The following is a 16,963-nucleotide window of genomic DNA, read 5'->3' as shown; positions in this document are numbered from 1 at the left end:
ATTGTGATCGTCCGCTTCGGGGATTCGCCATGACCGATCAGTCCGCCCAGGAACCGACCATGGAGGAGATTCTCGCCTCCATCCGGCGGATCATCTCCGAGGACGACGCCCCGGCCGACGCGCCCGCCGCCGACGCACCCGCCGCCGAGGCGGCGCCGTCCGAGCCGGAACCCGATCCCATGCCCGTCCAGGCCGAGGAAGCGCCCGCCGCCGAGCCTGAATCCCAGCCCGAGCCGGAACCCGAGCCCCAGCCCCAGGCCCAGGCCGCCGCCCCCGACCCGGCCCCGCAGGCCGAGGAGGAGGAAGAGGTGCTGGAGCTGACCGAGCCCTATCAGGCGCCCGCCGCCGAGGAGAGCATCGGCGACCTGGACGTGTCCTCGCCCGAGCCGTTCCCTGAACCTGAGCCCGAACCGGCGCCTGCCCCGCAGATGGCCCCGCAACCCGCCCCTGTCGCCGCGCAGGCCTCGCCGCTGGTCAGCGCCGCCGCCGCGGGCGCCGCCGCCTCGGCCTTCGCCGGACTGACCGCCGCCGCGCGCACGCCCGCCGACGCCCGCTCGCTGGAGGACATCGTGCGCGAACTGCTGCGCCCGATGCTGAAGGACTGGCTGGACGCGAACCTGCCCGGCATCGTCGAGCGCGAGGTACGCGCCGAGGTGGAACGCATCTCCCGCCAGGGCGGCGCCTGACGCCGACGCTGGCCCTGGGGGCCTCATCCGACTATCTACGGAAGGCGGCTCCGACGGGGCCGCCTTTTTCTTTCCCACGAAACGATCACGCGATGCTTGAGAAGACCTTCGACCCCAGGGCCGCCGAACCGCGCCACTATGAACGGTGGGAAGCGAGCGGCCTGTTCGCGCCCCGGGAGCGCGCCGCCACCGACGGCGCCGCCGACGCCTATTCGATCGTCATTCCCCCGCCGAACGTGACCGGATCGCTGCACATCGGCCATGCGCTGAACAACACGCTGCAGGACATTCTGGCGCGCTATCACCGCATGAAGGGCAAGGCGGTGCTGTGGCTGCCCGGCACCGACCACGCGGGCATCGCCACCCAGATGGTGGTGGAGCGCAAGCTGGCGGCGGAGGGCAACATCGGCCGCCGCGACCTGGGCCGTGACGCCTTCATCGACAAGGTCTGGGAATGGAAGGCCGAGTCGGGCGGGACCATCGTGCGCCAGCTGCGCCGCCTGGGCGCCTCGTGCGACTGGAGCCGCGAGCGCTTCACCCTGGACGAGGGCCTCAACGCGGCCGTCCGCAAGGTGTTCGTGCAGCTGCACCGGGACGGGCTGATCTATCGCGACAAGCGGCTGGTCAACTGGGACCCCCACTTCCAGACCGCCATCTCGGACCTCGAGGTCGAGCAGAAGGAGGTCGAGGGCGCCTACTGGCACTTCGCCTATCCGCTGGCTGACGGCGTCACCTACGAGCACCCGGTCGCCTTCGACGAGGACGGCAAGCCCACCGAATATGAGACCCGCGACTACATCGTGGTCGCCACCACCCGTCCGGAGACCATGCTGGGCGACACCGGCGTGGCGGTGCATCCGGATGATGAGCGGTATGCCGGGCTGGTGGGCAAGGCGGTGATCCTGCCGATCACCGGCCGGCGCATCCCCATCGTCGCCGACGACTACGCCGACCCCACCAAGGGCTCGGGCGCGGTGAAGATCACCCCGGCGCACGACTTCAACGATTTCGGCGTGGGCAAGCGGGCGGGTCTCGCCACGCTCAACGTCATGGATTCCCTGGCCCGGATCACCGCCGCCGACACCCCCGACGTGCCCGCCGATTACGAGGGCATGGACCGCTTTGCCGCGCGCAAGGCCATCGTCGCGCGCGCCGAGGAAGAGGGCTGGCTGAAGGCCATCGAGAAGACGAAGCACATGGTCCCGCACGGCGACCGCTCGGGCGTGGTCATCGAGCCGTGGCTGACGGACCAGTGGTACGTTGATGCGAAGACCCTGGCGCAGCCGGCCATCAAGGCGGTGGAGCAGGGCGACACCACCTTCGAGCCCGCCAGCTATTCCAAGATCTATTTCGAATGGCTGCGCAACATCGAGCCGTGGTGCATCTCGCGCCAGCTGTGGTGGGGGCACCGGATTCCGGCCTGGTACGGGCCGGACGGGCATATCTTTGTGGCAGAGAATGCTGAGGAGGCAAACGCTGCCGCAGCGGAACACTATCGCGACGACCCCAGCGGTGGCGCTCTTCTATTCAAGCTGACGAATGGGGAATTGCTCGTTCAGGATGAGGACGTCCTCGACACCTGGTTCTCGTCCGCCCTGTGGCCGTTCTCGACCATGGGCTGGCCGGACAAGACCGAGGATCTGGAGCGGTTCTATCCGACGTCCGATCTGGTCACGGCGGCGGACATCATCTTCTTCTGGGTCGCCCGGATGATGATGATGGGCCTGCACTTCATGGATGAGGTGCCCTTCAAGCGGGTCATCATCAACGGCCTGGTCCGCGACGAGAAGGGCCAGAAGATGTCGAAGTCCAAGGGCAACGTCATCGACCCGCTGGAGATCATCGACGACCTGGGCGCCGATCCCTTGCGCTTCACCATGGCCATCCTGTCGGGGACTCGTGACATCAAGCTGTCGAAGCAGCGTATCGAGGGCTACCGCAACTTCGGCACCAAGCTGTGGAACGCCGCCCGCTTCGCCCAGATGAACGAGGCGGCGCGGGTCGAGGGCTTCGATCCGGCCACGGTCGAGCAGACCATCAATCGCTGGATCCGCGGCGAACTGGTCAAGACCGAGCGTCAGGTGGCGGACGCCATCGAGGGCGGGCGTTTCGACGACGCGGCGGGCGCCCTGTACCGCTTCATCTGGAACGTGTTCTGCGACTGGTATCTGGAGCTGGCCAAGCCGGTGTTCGGCGGCGCTGACGAGGCGGCGAAGGCCGAGACCCGGGCCATGACCGCCTGGACCCTGGACCAGACCATCAAGCTGCTGCACCCGGTCATGCCCTTCATCACCGAGGAGCTGTGGACCCAGCTGGGCGGCGAGGGGCTGGTCATGGGCGCGGCCTGGCCGGAATTCCCCGAGACCTTCATCGACGCGGACGCCGGGGCCGAGATCGGCTGGCTGGTGGATCTGGTCACCGAGGTGCGGGCCCTGCGCGGCGAGATGAACGTGCCGCCGTCGGCCAAGCCGCCGCTGACCATTGTGGCGCCCGACAGCCAGACCGCCGCCCGCGTGGAGCGTCACCGCGATCTGCTTCAGACGTTGGCCCGGGTCTCGTCGGTGCAGACGGCGGACGCGGCGCCGGCGGGCGCGGTGACCTTCGTCTCCGGCTCGACCACGGCGGCACTGGCGCTGGCCGACCTGATCGATCTGGGCGCCGAACGCGCGCGGCTGGAGAAGGCCGTGGCCGACTTCGACGCCGACATCGGCCATGTGAACAAGAAGCTGGGCAATCCCAATTTCGTCGCCCGCGCCGCGCCCGAGGTGGTGGACGAACAGCGCGAGAAGCTGGCCGCCGCCGAGGCGGGCAAGGCGAAGATGCAGGCCGCGTTGAAGCGGCTGGAGGACCTGACCTGAAAACCCGGCTGGACCAACTGCTGGTCGCGCGCGGCCTGTTCGACACCCGCGCCCGCGCCCGCGCCGCCATCGAGGCGGGCGGTGTGATGGTCAACGGCGAGCCCGCCAAACAGCCGTCGCAGAAGGTGGAGGAGGACGCCGCCGTCACGGCCGAGCCCGCGCACCGCTTCGTGGGCCGCGCGGCCCTGAAGCTGGATCACGCCCTGACCCTGTGGCCGGTGGCGGTCGAGGGGCGGGTGGTGCTGGACGTGGGCGCCTCCACCGGCGGCTTCACCGAGGTGTGCCTGGAACGCGGCGCCGCGCAGGTCTTCGCCGTGGACGTGGGCCACGCCCAGATGCACCCGGCCGTGGCCGACGACCCGCGCGTGGTCAATCTGGAGAAGACCGACGCCCGCACCCTGACCCCGGACCTCATCGACCAGGCACCCGAGCTGATCGTCTGCGACGTCAGCTTCATCGGCCTGGCCAAGGTCCTGCCGACGTCTCTGTCGCTTGCGGCGCCGGGGGCCGACCTGGTGACCCTGGTCAAGCCGCAGTTCGAGATGGAGAGCCGGGGCGACGTGGGCCGCAAGGGCGTGGTGCGTGACGCCGAGGCGCGCGCCGCCGCGCTGGAGCGCGCTGTCGCCTGGCTGGACGAGCAGGGCTGGACCGTGCGCGAGACCACGGACAGCCCCATCACGGGCGGCGACGGCAATCGCGAATATCTGGTCTGGGCGACCCTGCGCGGCTGATCCTCGTCAGCCGCCCCGAGCGGCCCTCCCCCCGACGGGGAGAGGGCCTTTCGAGCGTCAGTCCTCGTGGTCCTTGCCCGCCGTCTTGTCGCCCCGCGCCATGGCGAAGACGACGCCGGAGAGGGCGGCCAGGGCGACCAGGTTGGGCAGGGCCATGGCGGCGTTGGAGATGTCGCCCATGCGCCAGACGAACTCGATGTGCTGGAACGAGCCCACGAAGATCATGCCGACCCACAGCAGGCGCCACGGAATGGCGACCTTCTGGCCGAACAGGTGCGTCGCCGCCCGCTCGCCGTAGTAGCTCCAGGTCAGCAGGGTGGTGAACACGAACAGGATCAGGGCGACCGAGGCCACCAGACCGCCGATGGTGGTGGTCCCGAACAGCAGGGTCGGGAAGGCGGCGGTATAGGCCGCCAGCGTCATCTCGAAGCCGCGCAGGTCCGAGTTCCAGACATGCTCCACCGTGCCGCCCCCGGCGGGGAAGGCGCCCTGCACCGTCAGCATGACCAGGCCGGTCATGGTGCAGATCACCATGGTGTCGATGAAGGTGCCCATCATGGCGAAGCGGCCTTGGCGCGCCGGATCGTCGGTCTTGGCCACGGCGTGGGCCATGGGCGTCGAGCCCTGACCCGCCTCGTTGGAGAACAGGCCGCGCGCCACACCCGCGCGGATCGCCATCATGACCCCCGCGCCCAGGAAGCCGCCGGTGGCCGCCGTGCCGGTGAAGGCGCTGCTGAAGATCAGGCCGAAGGAGGCCGGCAGGTCCTCGATGTTGATGATCAGGGCCAGCAGCGCCATCAGCAGATAGGCGATGGCCATGATCGGCACGACCTTCTCGGCCACGCTGCCGATGGACTTGATGCCGCCGATGATGACCACGAACACGGCCGCGGCCACGAACAGGCCGGCCGCCCATTCCGGCACGGGGGCCAGGTTGGTGATGGAGTCGGCGATGGAGTTGGCCTGGATCATGTTGCCGGTCGCGATGGCCGAGAACAGGGTGCCGAGGCAGAACAGGATGGCCAGCCAGGTCCACTTCTTGCCGAGGCCCTTCATGATGTAGCTCATGGGGCCGCCGCGATAGGCGCCGTCAGGCCCCACCGAGCGGTAGCGGATGGCCAGCGAGCCCTCGGCGAAGGCCAGGGCCATGCCGAACAGGGCGGTGACCCACATCCAGAACAGGGCGCCAGGGCCGCCGAGGGTGATGGCCGTGGCCACCCCCGCCAGATTGCCGGTGCCCACCTGGCCGGACAGGGCGGTGGACAGGGCCGCGAAGGGCGAGATCTCGCCCTTGCCGGATTTCTCTTTCTTGAACAGGCCGGCGAAGGCCTCGCCCAGCTTCAGGATCGGGTAGAAGCGCAGGCCGATCATGATCCAGGCGCCCACGCCCAGCAGCACGATGACCATGGGCGGGAAGGGAATAACGGCCTCGCCGTTCCACGATCCGCCCCAGATGAAATCGCTGACGTTGGTCACGCCCGCGTAAAAGGCCTCGATCCCCTGAGGAGCCGGTGTCGTCATGTCGAATTGTCCCCCAACGCCCGCACTCACGGGCCGTTACTCGGGGTTACTTAGACGGTAAACGGAGGCCGTGGCCAGCCCCCGGATCACTCCGCGGGGGGACAGCCATCGAACGACCCTGCGTTCACCACCGTCAGGGTGGACATGTTCAGCGGCATGACCGGCCCCATCGAGCCGCGGCCGTGGCCGGTGTAGAGGTCGATCTTGGCGCCCTTGATTGCCCCGCCGGTGTCCGATGCGTACCAGAAGCCGTCATGGGTGCGGCCGTCCGCCAGACGCAGGCCGACGGTCTCGCGGATGTACAGGCGCGTGCGCCGGGGCACCACGCGGGGGTCCACCGCAACCGTCCGCATGGCGATGGGCTGGCAGCCCAGGGAGTCCATCCCCGTCGCCCCGCCGCCGCCCGCGTGATACAGCCGCGCCGACAGCCGCCAGTCGGGCTCCGCCTCGTGCAACGACGCTTCCAGAAGCGCCTGCGCCTCCGCCTGGGCTTGTTCCTCGGCGATGATCTCGTTGTAGGCCACGGGGCCTTCAAGCGCCGGTTCGGCGTTGGCCGGATTGGCGAACAGCATCATCAGGGCGGCCACGGCGGCGGCGACGGTCAGCATCATGAGGACTCGGGTTACGCCGGGTCTGGTGGTCGCCGGCGCGGGCTGAATGACTCATTCCGCGGGCGAAAAAGTGGCGCCCTTGCTGGACGGCTTGACGCGGCGACGGCATGGAATGTCCAGACTGCTGCTGGAGAGTCCGTCATGCGCGATCATCCGTCCACGCCCCTGACCGGCTATCCCGTGCGGACAGACGACGAGATCGTCACGGCCGCGACCGCTTTCCGCGAGCAGATGGCGCGGCGGCGCACGGTGCGCGAATTCTCCGATCGGCCCGTGCCGCGCCCGGTGGTGGAGCAGGCGATTTTGACTGCCGGTTCGGCGCCCTCCGGGGCCAATCACCAGCCCTGGTTCTTCACCGTCATCGAAAGCGCCGAGGCTCGCGCCCGCATCCGCCGCGAGGCCGAGGCGGAGGAGCGCGCCTTCTATGCCGAGAAGGCGCCCCAGGAATGGCTGGATGCGCTCGCGCCCCTGGGCACCGACCCGGACAAGGGCTTTCTGGAGACCGCGCCCGTGTTGATCGCCGTGTTCGGCCAGAAGCGCGGCGGTCCCCGGCCCGGCGACGACCGGAAGAACTACTATGTCTCCGAAAGCGTCGGCATCGCCACGGGTCTGCTGATCTGCGCCCTCCATCAGGCCGGGCTGGCGACCCTGACCCACACTCCCGCGCCCATGGGCTTTCTGAACGCCATCTGCGGCCGCCCCGAAGGCGAGAAGCCGTTCCTGTTGCTGGTGGCGGGCCATCCGGCGCCGGACGCCACCGTGCCGGTCGCGGCGCTGGGCAAGAAGCCGCTGAGCGGCATTTCGAACTGGATATGAACCACCCGGACGCCAGATGCCTTACACGGGACAGGCACGCCCGACGTCTCGATCCACGATCCGCATCGGCATCGCCGGGTCGAGGCGGACGACGACCAGAACTGAATCCGCCGAACCAGGGATCTGAATGACCACCGAACACCACGCCACGCCCGGCTTCGACGACCAGGCGCCGGGGACGTCCGGCCTGCGCCGCCCGACCCGCCGGTTCATGGAGCCGCAGTATCTGGAGACCTTCATCCAGGCCCTGTTCGAGGTGGCCGCGCCGCCGGAGGGCGCGACCCTGATCGTCGGCGGCGACGGACGGTTCTTCTCGGATCAGGCGGCGGCGACAGTGATCCGCATGGCCGCGGCGCACGGGTTCGGCCGGGTGCTGGTGGGGCAGGGGGGGCTGCTGTCGACCCCGGCGGCGTCGCATCTGGTGCGGCGGCATGAGGCGTTCGGCGCGGTCATTCTGTCGGCCAGCCACAATCCCGGCGGACCGGACGGCGATTTCGGCGTCAAGTTCAACGGCGCCTCGGGCGGTCCCGCCCCGGCGTCCCTGACCGACGCGGTCCGTGACCGGGCCATGGCCTTGAGACGCTACAGCCTGTCGGACCAGCCGGCGCCGCCGCTGGGCCGGCCGGGGACCTTCGATCTGGACGGCATGGCGGTGGAGGTCATCGATCCCGTCACGGCCTACGCCGACCTGATGGAGACCCTGGTCGATTTCGACCAGATACGCGCCCTGATCGCCCGGCCCGACTTCTCCATGATGTTCGACGCCATGCACGCGGTGACCGGGCCCTATGCCCGGGAGATCCTCGAGACCCGGCTGGGCGCCAGCGGGGTGGTGATGAACGGCGCCCCGTCGCCCGACTTCGGCGGCGGGCATCCCGATCCCCATCCCAACCATGCGCCCGAACTGGCCGCGGCCCTGTTCGGCGACCAGCCGCCGTCCTTCGGCGCCGCCTCGGACGGGGACGGGGACCGCAATATGATCCTGGGGCCCGGCATGATCGTGTCGCCCGGCGACAGCCTGGCGATCTTGACGGCCAATGCCGCGCGCATCGGCGCCTATCGCACCCGGCCGCTGAAGGGCGTGGCCCGTTCGGCCCCCACCAGTCGCGCCGTGGACCGGGTCGCCGAACGGCTGGGCCTGCCGGTCTATGAGACCCCCACCGGCTGGAAGTATTTCACCAACCTGCTGGACGACGGCCGCATCACCTTCTGCGGCGAGGAGAGTTTCGGCACCGGCGCGGACCATGTGCGCGAGAAGGACGGCCTGTGGGCGGTGCTGATGTGGCTGAACCTGCTGGCGGTCGAGGGCCGGCCGCTGCCGGACATCGTGCGGGATCACTGGCGCCTCTACGGCCGGGACTATTACCAGCGGCTGGATTTCGAGGATCTGGACGCGGCCCCTGCGGCGGACTTCATGCGCGACCTGCGCGCGGACCTGGACCAGATGCCGGGCCGGACTGTGGGCGGCTTCACCGTGCGGAAGGCCGAAGAGTTCCGCTATGTGGACCCCGTCGACGGGTCGGTGGCCGAGCAGCAGGGCGTGCGGCTGTGGCTGACGCCGGACGCCCGCATCACCTATCGCCTGTCGGGCACCGGCGCGCGCGGCGCGACCCTGCGGGTCTATGTGGAGCGGTTTGAAGCGCCATCGGGCGCGATCGACGCCCCCGTGGCCGAGGCCCTGTCGGCGCTTTCGGCGGCGGCGGCGGAGGCGGCGCGCATCGTCGAACGCCTGGACCGCACCGCTCCCTCCACGATCACCTGATGGCCGACATGAAACGCTTTGAAGAGCTCGATTACCGTCCCACGGCGAAGGGCCCCGCCATCCTGCGCCGGCGCTGGGTTCCGGCGGTGGACCGGCATGTGGTGGAGATCCTGCTCGGCGACGAGCACCTGATGTCGGACCTGTTCATCGAGGGCGAGTCCGAGCTGGCGCGCCGCGCCCTGGCCATGGCGCCGGATCGGCCGCTGTCGGTGCTGGTGGGCGGGCTTGGCCTCGGCTACACGGCCCGCGCCGCGCTGGAGGACCAGCGGGTTACCCGCCTGACGGTGCTGGACGCGCTGCAGCCGGTGATCGAGTGGCACGAGGAGGGGCTGGTCCCTCTGGCGCCGCCGCTGCGGGAAGACTCGCGCTGCGTCCTGCGCCTGGCCGACTTCTTCACCTGGTTCTCGCCCGGCAGTCCCCGGCACAGCGACGAGACCTATGATCTGGTCCTGCTGGACATCGACCACTCGCCGACGCGCCTGCTGGCCCCGGACCATGCCGCCTTCTACACCCCCAGGGGGCTGGCCGATCTTGCGCTCGGCATGCGGCCGGACGGGGTGTTCGCCATGTGGTCGGACGATCCCGCAGAGGACCATTTCATCCACGCCCTGAGGGGCGTGTTCGCCGACGTGCGCGCCGAGGATGTGCGCTTCGAAAACCCGCTGACCGGCGAACCGTCGCAATGCACCCTGTATCTGGGACGCAGGCGCTGAGATCAGGGGCGGGGTTCGCGGCGTTCGAACGCCGCCATCTGCGTCGGCGCGCCCAGCCCGGCCGCGCAGGGTCCGACGTCGTCGAAGCGCACCGCACAGCCGTTGCGGTCCGCCACCCCGTTCGCCCAATGCCGGAACCGCTCGCGGCCCCATTCGAACCGGTGGTCCCAGTGTCGCTTGCGCCCCGGCTTCAGGCCCAGCAGTGGATTGTAGTCGGCGTTGGGCGTGGTGATGATCACCGTGCGCGGTTGTCTGAGCACGAAGAAGGCGCGCTCGACCTGCGACAGGGCGTCGGGCTCGATGTGCTCCAGCGTCTCCAGCATGACGAAGGCGTCGTGCCCGCCGAGATCGAGGGCGGGGTCCAGGAACGACCCGTGGATGAAGCGCAGTTCCGCCCTGGTTTCGATGGAGGCGACCCGCGCCTTGAGGGTGTCCAGATCACCCAGGCGCAGCTCCACCCCGGTGAGGGCGTCGAACCGGTCCTCGCGGATCAGCCGTTCGAACAACGGGCCGGGGCCGCAGCCGAGGTCGGCGACGCGCCGCGCGCCGCACCGGACCAGGGCGTCGACCACGGCCTGGATCCGGCCCTCATGCAGGCTGGACGGGGCGACGCGGCCCTGTGGCTTTTCCGGATCGGCGAACTGGATTGCGGCCTCCCTGGAAAGACTGGCGGCGAACGGGCTCAGATCCTCAACGGAACAGCAGCACCGGGATTAGGCAGGTGCGGATCATGGCCGTGGTGGTGCTGCCGACGATGAAGCGACGGATGGGCGAGTGGCCGTAGGCGCCCATGGTCAGCAGGTCGATCTCCGCCTTCTTCACATAGTCGGCGATGACGCTCTCGGGGTCGCCCGCGCGCAGCTCCATGGTGTAGGCGCCGCCCCAGGCCTTGAGCTGGGAGTCCGCCCAGGCCATGTGGGCCTCGTTCTCGGCACGGGCCGTTCCGGCCATGACCACGTGGACGTCGAAGTCCTTGAACGCTGCGTCAGACACCAGGAACGCGATCGCCTTCCGGGAGCTGGCGCCGCCGTCATAGGCCAGCAGGATGCGCTGGACCGGCTTGAAGGCGCGCGAGGCCACCAGCACGGGCCGGGTGGTGGACCGCACGACCTGTTCCACCGAGCCGCCCAGGTGCAGCCTGGCGAAATCCGCCGCCTCGCCCCGCTTGCCCAGAACCACCACGCGGGCCTCGGGCTCCAGCTCGGTCACATTGTCCACCAGACTGCCGTGACGCAGGCGGGTCACCACAGTCAGGCCCTGGTCCCGCAGACGCGCTTCGGCGCCTTCCAGAAGGGCGCGGCCCCGCTCCATCCGCAGACGGCCGCGCTCTTCATCGAGCCGCGTCAGATTTTCGAGCAGGTGCTCGCGGGCGCCCAGGCCGATGCTGCCCGACATGTCCGCCGCCACGGCGTCAGGGGCGCGGTCGAGCACATGAAGAAGCTCCACATCCGCCTTGAGGAGGCGCGCGGCCCAGGCCGCGTGGTCGCAGACGCTGAGGCCATAGATTGACGCGTCGATGCACGCGAGAACTTTGGTCATGGCCGTTTCCTCAGTGGCTCAGCAGGCGTTCAAGCGCGCCCGGCTTATCGTGGACGCCGAACTTGTCGACCATGGTCGCGCTGGCCTCGTTCAGTCCGATCACCTCCACCGTCGTGCCTTCGCGGCGGAACTTCAAGATGGCCTTGTCCAGGGCGGCGACGGCCGACACGTCCCAGAAGTGGGCGCGGCTGACGTCGATGCGCACATGCTCGACCGCTTCCTTGAAATCGAAGCTGTTCACGAAGGCGTCCGCCGAGGCGAAGAAGATCTGGCCGAGGACCACATATTCGCGGCCGCGCCCGCCATCCACCTCGGTGGAGCGGACGGCGACGATGCGCGCCACCTTCTGGGCGAAGAAAATGCCCGACAGCAGCACGCCGGTGAACACGCCCTTGGCAAGGTCGTGGGTGGCCACCGTGACCACCACGGTCGCCAGCATGACGAAGCTGGAGCTCTTGGGATGCTCCCTCAGATTGCGGATGGAGGCCCAGTTGAAGGTGCCGATGGACACCATGATCATCACGGCCACCAGGGCGGCCATGGGGATCTGCGCGACCCACGGCCCCAGGGCCACGATCATGAACAGCAGCAGCAGGCCCGCCGACAGGGTCGACAGACGTCCCCGGCCGCCGGATTTCACATTGATCACCGACTGGCCGATCATGGCGCAGCCCGCCATGCCGCCCATGAAGCCGGCCACGATGTTGGACAGGCCCTGACCCTTGCACTCGCGGTTCTTGTCGCTGGGCGTGTCCGTGAGATCGTCGACGATGGTCGCGGTCATCAGGGACTCCAGCAGGCCGACCACGGCCAGGGTGGCCGAATAGGGCAGGATGATCAGCAGGGTCTCGAGGTTCAGCGGGATGTCCGGCAGCAGGAACATCGGCAGGGTCGAGGGCAGTTCACCCATGTCGCCGACGGTGCGCAGGTCCATGCCCATGAAGATGGCCAGGGCGGTCAGGACGACGATGGCGATCAGCGGCGACGGCACGGCCTTTGTCAGGCGCGGCAGCAGGTAGATGATCGCCAGACCCGCCGCCACCATGGCGTAGGTCTGCCACCCCACATTGGTCAGCTCCGGGAGCTGGGCCATGAAGATCAGGATGGCCAGGGCGTTCACGAAACCGGTCACCACCGACCTGGAGACGAAGCGCATCAGCACGCCCAGCTTGAGATAGCCGGCGATGATCTGGAGGACGCCGGTCAGCACCGTGGCGGCGAGCAGGTACTGCAGCCCGTGCTCGCGGACCAGAACCACCATCACCAGCGCCATGGCGCCCGTGGCCGCCGAAATCATGCCCGGTCGTCCGCCCGCGAAGGCGATGACCACGCAGATGGCGAAGGAGGCGTACAGCCCCACCGCCGGATCGACGCCCGCGATGATGGAGAAGGCGATCGCTTCGGGGATCAGGGCGAAGGCCACCACCATGCCCGCCAGCAGGTCGCCGCGAACATTTCCGAGCCAGGTCTGGCGCAGGACTGCGAGATTCATTCAGGACATCCTCTCGCACAGCCGGTCTCGGCCATGCGTGACCGCCGCAGGGCGGTTCTGATTCAATTGTTCCGATGCACGCAGATGCGGCTGGGAGAGGCCCCGACGCCGCAGTTAGACCGTCCAGAAAGGACAGCAGCACGTGCGCGGCCCTCCTAACAGATATCTTGTGCAGCGCAACAGAAAATCAGCGGCCGCGGACGTCCAGCCTTGACCGGCTGGAGGCGGAACCCGGGATCGGCTAAGTCCCCTCATAACGCCAACCCCACCGGATTGTCCCATGCAGCGCGCCCCCCTGAAACGAGCGTTCCTCGCCCTCGCCGCCGTGGCCGTGATCGCCGCCCCGGCCGCCGATGTAGGGGCCTGGGGCGCCACCGGCCACCGGCTGATCGCGGTGGCGGCCATGCGCTCGCTGCCGGACGAGATCCCCGCCTTCCTGCGAACGACCGAGGCCGCCACCGAGGTGGGCGAACTGACCCGCGAGCCCGACCGCTGGAAGGGCGGGCCGCGGACCCATGCCCGGGAGCGCGACACGGCCCACTTCATCGACTTCGACGACAACGGCCATGTGCTGACCGCCGCCGGCCCCCACATCGACGCCATGCCCGAGCTGCGCAGCGAGTATGAAGCGGCCCTGACCCAGGCCGGCCTGGATGTGGATGACGCCGGGTATCTCTATTACGCCCTGATCGACGGCTGGCAGCAGCTGGTGCGCGACTTCGCCTACTGGCGCGTGCTGAACGCCGCCGAGGCGCGCGAGACCGATCCGGGCAGGCGCGCCTGGTACGCCGAGGATCGTCGTCGCCGCGAGGCGTTGCTGATCCGCGACCTGGGGGTCTGGTCCCACTATGTGGGCGACGCCAGCCAGCCGCTGCACACCTCGATCCATTACAACGGCTGGGATCGGGACACCCCGAATCCCGAGGGTTTCACCACCTCGCGCCGCACCCACGGCCTGTTCGAAGGCGCCTATGTGCGCGGCGTGGCGCGTCTGGATCTGGTGGAGAGCGCCATGCCCGAGCCCGACCTGGGCGAAGCCGCCATCGAGCGCCGCACCGCCCGCTATCTCGGCCAGGGTGTGGCCCAGGTGACGCCCTTCTACCGGCTCGAGCGCGACGGCGCCTTCGCCGAGGGGGATCCGCGCGGCGGGGCCTTCGCGGTGGAGCGGCTGGGCGCCGGGGCGGGCGAGCTGCGCGACCTGATCGTGCTGGCCTGGCGCGAGAGCGCGGGCGCCCGCGTCGGCTGGCCCGCCGTCGCGGTGGCTGAGGTGGAGGCGGGGACCGCCGATCCCTGGGACGCCATGATCGGGACGGACTGATCTCTTGGCGCAATCGCCCGAAGACTGGCTGAGACAGGCGCTCGATCACCAGAATGCGGGGCGGCTGGAGCAGGCTGTCGCGGCGTTCGAGGCCCTGCTGGCGCTGCGGCCCGAGCTGGCCGACGTCTGGTTCGATCTGGGCCGGCTGCGACGCCGGATCGGGCGGCACGAGGCGGCGCTGGACGCCTATGATCGGGCGCTCAAGCTGGGCGTGCGCGGGCCGGAAGAGGCGCGGCTGAACCGGGCCGTGATCCTGTCGGAGGACCTGCACCGCCCCGACGAGGCCGAGGCCGAGCTGGACAAGGCGCTGAAACTCAATCCCCGCTTCGCCCCCGCCTGGCTCAATCTGGGCAATCTGCATGAGGACCGGGGCCGGCGCGATCCGGCGCGCGCGGCCTATGAGCAGGCGCTGGCCTTGGAGCCGGGCAATGTGCTGGCCCTGGCGCGGCTGGCGGGCGTCGCCCGGGCGTCCGGGCCGGACGATCCGCTGATCGGCCGGCTGCGCGCCGCCCTCAAGGCCATCGGCACGGGTTCGCCGGACGAGCGCATGGCGCGGGCCGATCTGGGCTTCGCCCTCGGCCGGATGCTGGACGAAGCCGGGGCGTATGACGAAGCCTTCGCGACGTACGCACAGGCCAACCGCGACAGCCGCCTGATCCCGGGGCCGCCCGGCGCGCGCTATGACCGGGCGGCGCAGGAGACGGTGGTCGACCAGCTGATCGCGGCCTTTCCCGACGCCGGGGATGGCGAGGGCGGCGAGGACGCGCCCCTGTTCATCTGCGGCATGTTCCGCTCGGGCTCGACCCTGACCGAGCAGATCCTGGCCGCGCACAGCCGGGTCACCCCAGGGGGCGAGCTTGAGCTTTTGCCCGCTCTGGTCCGGCGCGACCTTCAGCCCTGGCCCGACAGCCTGAAGACACTGGACGAGGGCCGCATCGCCTCCCTGCGCGCGGCCTATCTGGACGGTTTCCGGACGCGCCTGCCGGGCGCCGATGTGATCACCGACAAGCGGCCGGACAATTTCCTTCACCTGGGCCTGATCAAGACCCTGTTCCCGCAGGCGCGCATCATCCACACCCGCCGTGACCCGCTCGACAACTGCCTGTCGTGCTGGTTCCTGCACCTGAGCCACGCCATGCCGTGGGCGCTGGATCTGGAGGACACGGCCCACTGGCTGATCCAGCAGGAGCGGCTGATGGACCACTGGAAATCCCTGTGGCCCGACGACATCCACACCCTGGACTACGACGCCCTGGTGGCCGACCCGGAGGAGAAGGTGCGCGGGCTGCTGGATTTCTGCGGTCTGGCCTGGGAGGACGGCTGCCTGTCGTTCCACGCCCTGGACAACGCCGTGCGGACCGCCAGCGTGTGGCAGGTGCGCGAGCCGCTCTATCGCCGGGCCTCGGGCCGGTGGCGCAACTACGCGCCCCATCTGGGACCGCTGAAGGCCGCCCTGGGCCGGGCCTGACTTTCGCCGACGCGCCCGGCGCTGTAGGGGAGCGGCATGACCGACCTGACCCCGCCCGCCGTCATCCTCGACAAGCCGCAGATGGCCGACAACATCGGCTCCGTCGCGCGGGTGATGGCCAATTTCGGCCTGTCGGACCTGCGGCTGGTCGCCCCGCGCGACGGCTGGCCCCAGGACCGGGCCTGGGCCACCGCCTCGGGCGCCGACTGGGTGCTGGAGGGCGTGCGCGTGTTCGACACCGTGGCCGAGGCCATCGCCGACCTGAACACCGTCTTCGCCACCACCGCCCGCCCCCGCGAGACGCGCCAGCCGGTGCGCACCCCGCGCGAGGCGTCCCGCGTGCTCTATGACGACACCGCCTCGGGCCTGAAGGCCGGGCTGCTGTTCGGCGGCGAGCGGGCCGGGCTGGAGACCACCGACATCGCCCTGACCTCGGGCATCGTCACCATCCCCATCGACCCGCGCCACCACTCCCTGAACCTGGCCCAGGCCGTGGCCATCAACGCCTATGAGTGGCGCACCCTGGTGCTGGACGCCCCGCCGCCGAAGTTTCGCCAGGGCGAGCCGCCCGCTTCAAATGACCTGCTGCTGGGCATGTACGAGCATCTTGAGACCGAGCTGGACGCCGGCGGCTTCTTCCATCCGCCCGAGAAGAAGCGCTCCATGAGCCAGAACCTGCGCGTCATGCTGGGCCGCGCCGCCTTCACCGAGCAGGAGGTGGCCACCTTCCGCGGCGTGATCCACGCCCTGTCCAAGGGCCGCGGCCGCGTGCTGGCCAAGCTGGCGGAGAAGAAGGCGCGCGGCGAGTAGCGGGAGGCCGGGATAATCCCGCATTTCCGCCGCCCAATGCCCTTGCACACAAGGGATTGGCCACCGATCGCGGTCGATTTCATCCCGCCCGTGTCAGGTCCCCTATCATGGTGCGATGAGCCCGGGACACCGCCCCCTCCACCCCTCCGCTCACCCCAGCGAAGGCTGGGGTCAGATGGCGCGCGCCGGAGGAAGCCGGAGATGCGTTGGGGCCCGTCTCCAGCCACCCCGCCTTATGATCTGGATCCCGGCCTTCGCCGGGATGAGCGGGGTCTATGGGATGGCCTCGGCCCCCGCTGTCCGACGCCAAGTGAGACTCTCATTGCACTCTTTTTCGCGCCTGGAGTCTCACCGGGCGGTCCCATGACCCGCCTTGTCATCCCGGAAGCGCCGCAGGCGCTATCCGGGACGGGAAGCGCGCTCCTGCCTTGTCAGGCCCGGATGACGCAGCGCGTCGATCCGGGGCCAGGGTTCCGTCACCCTGTCGCCCGGCTCAGCCTCGTGGCTTTCCGGGCGGGCTTATCAAGGACGTCCGGTCCCGGCTCTCCGCTTCGCTCCGGCCGGGATGACAAGGGGCTCTGGCGGCGAAAAGTGAGACTCTCATTGCACTCTTTTTCGCCGCCAGAGTCTCACAGCCC

General features: G+C 69.5%; 14 protein-coding genes. 9 read left to right on the top strand and 5 right to left on the bottom strand.

Going from position 1 to position 16,963, the window contains the following annotated elements:
- The first annotated feature begins 29 nt into the window (after positions 1–29).
- The 3 genes from IWC96_RS14340 to IWC96_RS14330 all read left to right on the top strand — a co-directional run bounded on the left by IWC96_RS14340 (position 30) and on the right by IWC96_RS14330 (position 4,275).
- On the top strand, positions 30–686 hold the full coding sequence (locus IWC96_RS14340; RefSeq protein WP_196839138.1) for a DUF2497 domain-containing protein: 657 nt from the start codon (positions 30–32) through the stop codon (positions 684–686).
- Positions 687–778: 92 nt separating this feature from the next.
- Positions 779–3,544 (top strand): valine--tRNA ligase, encoded by a 2,766-nt coding sequence (locus tag IWC96_RS14335; protein WP_021698489.1) that lies wholly within the window; start codon positions 779–781, stop codon positions 3,542–3,544.
- Positions 3,541–4,275 carry a TlyA family RNA methyltransferase gene (locus IWC96_RS14330; protein WP_045319377.1) on the top strand — a complete coding sequence of 245 codons (735 nt, stop codon included), beginning with the start codon at positions 3,541–3,543 and terminating at the stop codon, positions 4,273–4,275. The genes IWC96_RS14335 and IWC96_RS14330 overlap by 4 nt, the downstream gene beginning before the upstream one ends.
- A gap of 57 nt (positions 4,276–4,332) precedes the next feature.
- Here IWC96_RS14330 and IWC96_RS14325 read toward each other — a convergent pair whose 3' ends face one another.
- Both IWC96_RS14325 and IWC96_RS14320 read right to left on the bottom strand, forming a co-directional pair.
- Complete coding sequence (locus tag IWC96_RS14325; protein ID WP_021698491.1) at positions 4,333–5,796, bottom strand: sodium:alanine symporter family protein; 1,464 nt, start codon at positions 5,794–5,796, stop codon at positions 4,333–4,335.
- 86 nt (positions 5,797–5,882) lie between these two features.
- Positions 5,883–6,407 carry a 3D domain-containing protein gene (locus IWC96_RS14320; RefSeq protein ID WP_021698492.1) on the bottom strand — a complete coding sequence of 175 codons (525 nt, stop codon included), beginning with the start codon at positions 6,405–6,407 and terminating at the stop codon, positions 5,883–5,885.
- Positions 6,408–6,548: 141 nt separating this feature from the next.
- On the opposite strand from IWC96_RS14320, the gene IWC96_RS14315 reads away from it, so the two are divergent.
- The 3 genes from IWC96_RS14315 (at position 6,549) to IWC96_RS14305 (ending at position 9,698) form a co-directional block, all read left to right on the top strand.
- Positions 6,549–7,223, top strand: coding sequence for a nitroreductase family protein (locus tag IWC96_RS14315; RefSeq protein WP_021698493.1), 675 nt, complete (start codon positions 6,549–6,551; stop codon positions 7,221–7,223).
- A gap of 127 nt (positions 7,224–7,350) precedes the next feature.
- The gene (locus tag IWC96_RS14310; protein ID WP_196839137.1) at positions 7,351–8,985 is read left to right on the top strand and encodes an alpha-D-glucose phosphate-specific phosphoglucomutase; all 1,635 of its coding nucleotides are present in this window, start codon (positions 7,351–7,353) and stop codon (positions 8,983–8,985) included.
- Positions 8,985–9,698 carry a hypothetical protein gene (locus IWC96_RS14305; protein ID WP_021698496.1) on the top strand — a complete coding sequence of 238 codons (714 nt, stop codon included), beginning with the start codon at positions 8,985–8,987 and terminating at the stop codon, positions 9,696–9,698. Before IWC96_RS14310 ends, IWC96_RS14305 begins: the two co-directional genes overlap by 1 nt.
- Positions 9,699–9,700: 2 nt before the next feature.
- Here IWC96_RS14305 and IWC96_RS14300 read toward each other — a convergent pair whose 3' ends face one another.
- The 3 genes from IWC96_RS14300 to IWC96_RS14290 all read right to left on the bottom strand — a co-directional run bounded on the left by IWC96_RS14300 (position 9,701) and on the right by IWC96_RS14290 (position 12,729).
- Positions 9,701–10,270: a methyltransferase domain-containing protein gene (locus IWC96_RS14300; protein ID WP_021698497.1), complete on the bottom strand. Its 570-nt coding sequence runs from the start codon at positions 10,268–10,270 to the stop codon at positions 9,701–9,703.
- Positions 10,271–10,388: 118 nt separating this feature from the next.
- Positions 10,389–11,237, bottom strand: a complete 849-nt coding sequence (locus tag IWC96_RS14295) for a universal stress protein (RefSeq protein WP_021698498.1) — start codon at positions 11,235–11,237, stop codon at positions 10,389–10,391.
- Between the two features lie 10 nt (positions 11,238–11,247).
- A complete protein-coding gene (locus IWC96_RS14290; protein WP_196839136.1) occupies positions 11,248–12,729 on the bottom strand; it encodes a SulP family inorganic anion transporter in 1,482 nt (493 codons plus the stop codon).
- A gap of 280 nt (positions 12,730–13,009) precedes the next feature.
- Here IWC96_RS14290 and IWC96_RS14285 point away from each other — a divergent pair, with 280 nt between their 5' ends.
- From IWC96_RS14285 to IWC96_RS14275, 3 genes are read left to right on the top strand one after another with little or no spacing between them, the layout of a single operon-like run.
- Positions 13,010–14,047 carry a hypothetical protein gene (locus tag IWC96_RS14285; protein WP_021698500.1) on the top strand — a complete coding sequence of 346 codons (1,038 nt, stop codon included), beginning with the start codon at positions 13,010–13,012 and terminating at the stop codon, positions 14,045–14,047.
- A gap of 4 nt (positions 14,048–14,051) precedes the next feature.
- On the top strand, positions 14,052–15,515 hold the full coding sequence (locus IWC96_RS14280; protein ID WP_196839135.1) for a sulfotransferase: 1,464 nt from the start codon (positions 14,052–14,054) through the stop codon (positions 15,513–15,515).
- Positions 15,516–15,551: 36 nt separating this feature from the next.
- Positions 15,552–16,325: an RNA methyltransferase gene (locus tag IWC96_RS14275; protein ID WP_021698773.1), complete on the top strand. Its 774-nt coding sequence runs from the start codon at positions 15,552–15,554 to the stop codon at positions 16,323–16,325.
- The last annotated feature ends 638 nt before the right edge of the window (positions 16,326–16,963 follow it).

The sequence above is a fragment of the Brevundimonas sp. BAL450 genome, assembly GCF_015767455.1.
In the GTDB taxonomy this organism is placed as follows: domain Bacteria; phylum Pseudomonadota; class Alphaproteobacteria; order Caulobacterales; family Caulobacteraceae; genus Brevundimonas; species Brevundimonas abyssalis.
Note: the sequence above shows the minus strand (reverse complement) of the source record. Positions and strands in the feature narration are given on the sequence as shown.